Source organism: Mucilaginibacter gossypii, from assembly GCF_900100945.1.
Classification (GTDB): domain Bacteria; phylum Bacteroidota; class Bacteroidia; order Sphingobacteriales; family Sphingobacteriaceae; genus Mucilaginibacter; species Mucilaginibacter gossypii.
In genome coordinates, this window is sequence record NZ_FNCG01000001.1 from 855888 (window position 1) to 862318 (window position 6431).

Genomic DNA, 6431 nt, shown 5'->3' on the forward strand with positions numbered 1-6431 from the left:
GATGTTTTTGGAAAAAAATACAAATACCAGCCGCTTTCTGGGTTACCGTTCATTCAAAAAAGCGGTGGATGCCAGCCCTGACACACCCAAGGTGAAATGGATGGCTGCTATGCTCATCATCATGCTAGTAGCATTGCTACTGCCCTGGACGCAAAATGTCCGTTCAAAAGGAAATGTATCCACCCTTGAACCGCAACAGCGCCCCCAACAGGTAAATACCATGATAGCAGGGCGAATAGCCAAATGGTATGTACGTGATGGCGCCATGGTAAAGCAAGGGGATACTTTGCTGCAAATTACCGAAACTAAAGACGAATACCTGGATCCGGAACTTATCCAGCGGACTTCCGAACAACTTCGTGCTAAAAACGATGCGACTGAGTTTTATAAAAGTAAAGTAGAAACAGCTGATAGCCAGATTTCTGCCCTGCAGCAGAGCCTGCAGCTAAAAATACGTCAATTACAAAATAAGCTTAAGCAATATGGGCTACAGGTACAATCAGACAGTATAGCTATGGTCTCCGCTGCCAACCAGCTAAATATAGCAGATCTTCAATTAAAAAGGCAAAAGGAACTTTATCAGGCAGGTTTAAAATCGCTGACCGAGTATGAGCAGCGGCAGCAATATTATCAGGATGCTTTAGCTAAAAGAACAGGTACCGAAAATAAATTTTACAACAGCAAAAATGAACTGCTAAATATTAAGCTGGAACTTTCGGCCACGTCTCAGGATTACACAGAGAAGATATCTAAAGTGTCAGGAGATCGTTTTACCGCACTCTCTCAGGCAGCAACCGGCGAAGGTGAGATCTCAAAGCTCAAGAACCAATTATTCAATTATAATGCCCGGAGTAATTTCCATTACATTATCGCCCCGCAAAATGGCCAGGTCTTACAAAGCATCAAGGCGGGTATAGGCGAAACTGTTAAGGATGGCGAACAACTGCTCACCATAGTGCCCCTGCATTTTCAAAAAGCTATCGAGATAGCGGTTGAACCTAACGATATGCCACTAATAAGTAACGGACAGCTGGTCCGTGTTCAATTTGACGGTTTCCCGGCCATTGTTTTTTCGGGCTGGCCGCAGGCATCCTACGGTTTATTTACCGGCCGTGTTGCCGCCATCGATAACAGTATCGACGCATCTGGCAAATTTAAAGTATGGATACAGCCGGATGAAGGAGGCAAGAAATGGCCTGCTGGAGTACGTTATGGCACCGGCTGCCAGGTTATCGCCTTGCTCAATAATGTGCCGGTATGGTATGAACTGTGGCGCCAGCTCAACGGTTTTCCGCCCAATTTTTATACATCAACTATTACAGATAAAGGTAAAACTACTAACAAGAAATGAAACGAATACCGTTAGCCTTTGCCCTGTGTATGGTTTGTTTACATGCGCTAGGGCAAGATGAGTTATTAACGCTAAATGAATACCTGGCAGCAATTAAGCGTTATCATCCTATTGCTTTGCAGGCGGGATTAAATACAGATAAAGCCCGGTACACGCGCAGGGAAGCGATTGGTGGTTTTGACCCAAAGCTGGAAGTTAACCGGGAGCAAAAAGTGTTTGGAGGAATCAGTTACTACGATTACGTGACACCGGAGATTAAATTGCCGCTTTGGTATGGCATCGATTTGAAAGGAAGTTATACAAACTATGACGGTTATTACGTAAATTCCGAAAATAAGGTACCCAAAGAAGGACTAAGTTACTTAGGAGTAAGCTTATCATTGGGCCGCGGATTATTGATTGATGAACGCAGAGCTGCGCTGAAGCGGGCTGCGATCTACCAAAACATCGCAGCCAACGAACAGCGGCAAATGCTGAACGATCTGTTTGTGAATGCTACACATACCTATGCAGAATGGCTAAATGCCTGGTTAAATACAAAGGTTTACGAAAGAGCAGTTGATCTGGCCTTAGTAAGGCTTGAGGGTGTAAATCTGCTTTATAAAAATGGGGACAGACCGGCAATTGACACCTTAGAGGCGCTGACGCTTCTTCAAAGCAGGCAGCAAAAGCTAACCGAATATCAGAATTTGGTTTTAAACAAAAAGAATGAACTGGCTGCCTATTTATGGTTGGATAATTTAAAACCTGCAGACCCGAAAAAATTAAAAATTAAACCAGATACCAGCCTTCTTAAAATGGCTGTATCCGATAGCCTGCTTTTAAAAGAACCGGCTGCGGTGTATGCCCAAAATCCGGATGTAAAAGCATATATGTTTAAAATAGATCAGTTAAATATTGAAAGGAAACTGAAATTAGAAGAGGTCAAACCAATATTCAACGTAAATATCGGTGTCCTGAACTCGGGCGGCGCGTTGTTTAATAACCTGAATTCAAATTGGTTGCAAAACAACCAGAAATTTGGTTTCACTATTGCGATGCCGTTGACGTTCACCAAACAACGGGCCGCCTACAGTTTAAGTAAAATAAAGATAAAGGAAGCGGAATATTACCTTTTAGACAAGCAAAACCTAATAACTGTAAAGTGGAATAATTACCGTAACGAATTTATGAACCTCGAAAAGCAGATTCTGATCAATAATGCGATACAAAACAACAACAGGACTTTATTGACAGGCGAGGAGACGAAATTTAAGATGGGCGAAAGTTCTTTGTTCCTGGTGAATTCGCGGGAACAAAAAGTGCTGGATACACAGGAAAAGCTGAATGAAATTTATACCAAGCGATTTAAAACAATACAATACCTTAATTGGCTGACCAACAATTGGTGACCGGCTCAAAAGTTAAATTTTAATATAACACGAACGTAGAGGCCGAGCATTCTATCAATGAAATTTTATATTTAGGAGATCCGCAAAGTACTGTATCAGGGCGGTCAATGCTGAAAAAGGCAGTATATCTAATTTTTTAACTGGGTTTTGAAGAGTTTACCTTCAAGAAATTAGCTTGTGAAAAATATTCTACCGAAGCTAGCGTCTATAGATATTTTCAAAACAAACGCAGACTTTGATTATAAATTACTGATTTGTATAATAAAATAATAATAAATGAAAGCAGTAAAGTTTATCTCTCAAATGATGTAATAGGAATAAATAATGTGAGATAGTCACGATTTAATCTGACAAGTGCATGTTTTTCTCTGAGATAGTCACGATTTAATCTGACAGTTACGTTCTTTAATTTATCGTAACTGTCAGATTAAATCGTGACTATCTCATTTATATTGAGCTGATCAGTTCTGAGATCCGGTTAGATATGCCAACTTCGTTATCATACCAGGCTACCACTTTAACCAATTTTCCGATAGCCTTGGTCATAGTGCCATCTACAATTGAAGAGTGTGTATTACCCAAAATATCGGACGATACAAAAGCCTCCTCAGTATATTGCATAATTCCTTTTAATGTGGTGTCTGAATAGCGCTTTAATACCTCATTGAGTTCAGCAACTGATACCTCGTTTTTCAGGTTGATCGACAGGTCGACAATTGAACCGTCAATTACCGGAACACGGTATGAGTAACCGTCCAACTTACCTTTAAGATTCGGTAAAACATCGCCTATAGCCTTTGCCGCGCCGGTAGTTGTTGGAATAATATTATAAGCGGCGGCACGAGCCCGGCGAAGATCTTTATGCGGCGCATCCTGTAAGTTTTGGTCAGCTGTAAATGCGTGAACCGTAACCATAAAGCCTGATTCTATTCCGTATTCTTTTTCTAATATGTGCAGCATCGGTGCGATACTGCCTGTGGTACATGAGGCTGTAGAGTAAATCTCGTCATCACTAATTAATTCATTATTTACACCATGTACAACGGTCTTGATGCCGCCTGTAGCAGGTGCCGTGATCAACACTTTTTTGGCTTCTGCACGGATATGAGCTTCGACAGATATTTTATCTGTAAATCTTCCGGTCGACTCAATCACCCGTTCAATTCCTAACTTACCCCAAGGCAGTTTTTCAGGATCTCTTTCGCTCAATAGTTTAATTCGGTTTCTGTTAACAACCATGTAGTCGCCATCAGCGCTAACCTCACCAGGAAAACGGCTGTGGGCTGTATCGTATTTAAGCAAATGCACCAATGTATCTATATCAGTCAAATCGTTTATTGTGACCGAACCACAGTACTTCAATATTTTTAAATACCAGTGGCTACAAGGTAATTCTGCTACAGCTTTAAAAGAGCCGTTTAAGGTAGTATTGTCCAGAAGCGAAGCATTGAGGTATTTTGGCACCGTGCCATTAGCAGCTATTATAGGTAAACAGGTTATTTACAATGATTCATTACGTCTTACAGTTTCCGGGATAGTGGAAGACTGGACTAAGAACTCTGATCTCGCTTTTAAAGATTTTATTTCGTTTGCAACGGTTGAACACAGCTTTTTAAAGCACGATATCGACCTGCATAACTGGGGGATGTGGGAATTTAATTCGCAGGGATATGTGAAACTTGCGAAAGGAGTTACGCCTGCACAGATCGAAAAACAATTTCCGGGTTTTGTAAAAGCTCATATAACGGGGTATGGTAAGCCACCGCGGTTATTGCTGCAGCCCCTGGCTGATATTCACTTTAACAATCGCTACCACGATGTCTATTCCAGGCAAACACATTTGCCAACGTTATATGCCCTGATAGCCATAGCGGTTTTTATTTTACTCATAGCGGTTATCAACTTTATAAACCTTTCTACTGCCCAATCCCTGGCAAGAGCCAGGGAGGTGGGTGTACATAAAGTATTGGGCGGGAGTAAAACAAGCCTAACGGTGCAATTCATGGTGGAAACCTTTATACTAACCCTCATCGCTGTAGTTATTGCGTTGTTCGCCATACACCTGGTAATCTTCTTATTTCATCCCTTTATTCCACCGGGGGCAAACTTGAGTTTATTCAGCCCGGCATTGTCTTTGTTTTTGGTTTTAATCCTTATCGTAACTTCCATACTTGCCGGTTTCTACCCTGCAAGACTGTTATCATCTTATCTGCCCGTATTAAGCCTGAAAGGACAGGGGGCCACACAATTTAATAATAAGAGTTATCTCAGGAAAACATTGATCGTATTCCAGTTTACTGTATCACTGGTGTTTATTATCGGTACGCTTATCGTTGGTAAGCAAATCAATTTTATATTAAATAAGGATCTGGGTTTTAACAAAGATGCAATTATAACGATGCATACAGAATGGAATAATAGCATCGATCAACTAAATGTTTTTTGCAATAAAGTTAAAGAAATACCGGGAGTTCAAGTAGTAAGCCGCCACCGTACGACACCCGCGGCAGAGCGGCACGGCGGAACAATCATTTTTAACAAGGGGGCGGAAAACTCAAAGACCGAAGCTTCATTTGATTTTTGCGACGAAAATTATGTGTCGTTATTCGGCTTAAAGATTGTAGCGGGTCGCAATCTTATCCATTCGGATACTATTAAGGAGTATTTGATAAATGAGACATGTGCTAAAGCCCTTGGGTTTAAAAAACCGGAGGATGCTGTAGGGAAATTTGTCGGGATAGGCATGCCCAATTCTACAAGGCAAATAGTTGGGGTCGTAAAAGACTTCAATTCAAAATCGTTGCATGAAACGGTTACCCCTTTCTTTATGGCCTCGGTTACAAAAAGTGAAAGGACTGTTAGTATCAAATTATCAACCGGGAAAGGAATCAATGATTTTAAAACAACTATAGACCAAATTAACAAAGCGTGGAAGGAAGTGTATCCAAATGAAAAATTCGAATATACTTTTTTCGACCAGACCATCGCTAATTTCTATAACAAGGAACAGAAAACTTCGCAATTGATGAATACGGCCATGCTGATTGCGATATTTATTTCATGTATGGGGCTGTTTGGCCTTGCAACTTTTACCGCACAGCAGCGCGTAAAAGAAATAGGCATCCGGAAGGTGCTTGGAGCAACTGCTGTAAGCATTGTATCGATGTTGAGTAAAGAGGTTTTAGGATTGATTATTATTTCATTGTTAGTGGCCTCGCCGATTGCCTTTTATTTAATGCATAATTGGTTACAGGATTTCGCCTACCGCATTAACATAAATTTATGGGTTTTCTTATTATCAGGATTGGCTGCAATCGTCATTGCCTTGCTAACTGTTAGCTTCCCTGAGATGCATCGGTAAAGCCGGACAGTCGAGATGCTTAACTTAGCAAATCAATGGACAAGAAAAAGTCAAGCCGCCGTGTTTACGATGCGGATTTTAGGTCGGATGTATTGAAGATGGTTTTTAGTGGTCGTTCGGTTGTGGACGTGGCCGCTTCGTTGGGGATCAGGGAGAATTTGATCCACAAATGGAAAAGCCGTTATAAAGAAACAACGGGATCATCGGCGCTGAAATCGCCAGGGTCAGAAACGCCGATTGTATCGGTAGAAGAATATGAACGAATGAAGGTACGTCTGCGAGAAGTGGAGCAGGAAAGGGATATCTTAAAAAAAGCATTGGGCATTTT

5 protein-coding genes are annotated in these 6431 nt (G+C 41.3%); 4 read left to right on the top strand and 1 reads right to left on the bottom strand.

The window, feature by feature from the left end:
* Positions 1 to 7: 7 nt before the first annotated feature.
* Together BLS28_RS03570 and BLS28_RS03575 are read left to right on the top strand one after the other, a co-directional pair.
* Entirely contained in the window at positions 8 to 1351 is a 1344-nt protein-coding gene (locus BLS28_RS03570) for an HlyD family secretion protein (protein WP_176844357.1), read from the top strand.
* A complete protein-coding gene (locus BLS28_RS03575; RefSeq protein WP_091162894.1) occupies positions 1348 to 2742 on the top strand; it encodes a TolC family protein in 1395 nt (464 codons plus the stop codon). The genes BLS28_RS03570 and BLS28_RS03575 overlap by 4 nt, the downstream gene beginning before the upstream one ends.
* Before the next feature lie 447 nt (positions 2743 to 3189).
* On the opposite strand, the gene BLS28_RS03580 is transcribed toward BLS28_RS03575, so the two are convergent.
* Positions 3190 to 4071, bottom strand: a complete 882-nt coding sequence (locus tag BLS28_RS03580; protein WP_218134337.1) for a type I glyceraldehyde-3-phosphate dehydrogenase — start codon at positions 4069 to 4071, stop codon at positions 3190 to 3192.
* Positions 4072 to 4081: 10 nt separating this feature from the next.
* Here BLS28_RS03580 and BLS28_RS03585 point away from each other — a divergent pair, with 10 nt between their 5' ends.
* Complete coding sequence (locus tag BLS28_RS03585; protein ID WP_091162895.1) at positions 4082 to 6103, top strand: ABC transporter permease; 2022 nt, start codon at positions 4082 to 4084, stop codon at positions 6101 to 6103.
* Between the two features lie 35 nt (positions 6104 to 6138).
* The coding region (locus tag BLS28_RS03590; RefSeq protein WP_143020685.1) for a transposase at positions 6139 to 6431 on the top strand (293 nt) is incomplete at its 3' end.

What these genes read in the sequence shown, in the direction of transcription:
- BLS28_RS03575 (WP_091162894.1), top strand. Translation starts at nt 1,348, where the DNA reads ATGAAACGAATACCGTTAGCCTTTGCCCTGTGTATGGTTTGTTTACAT.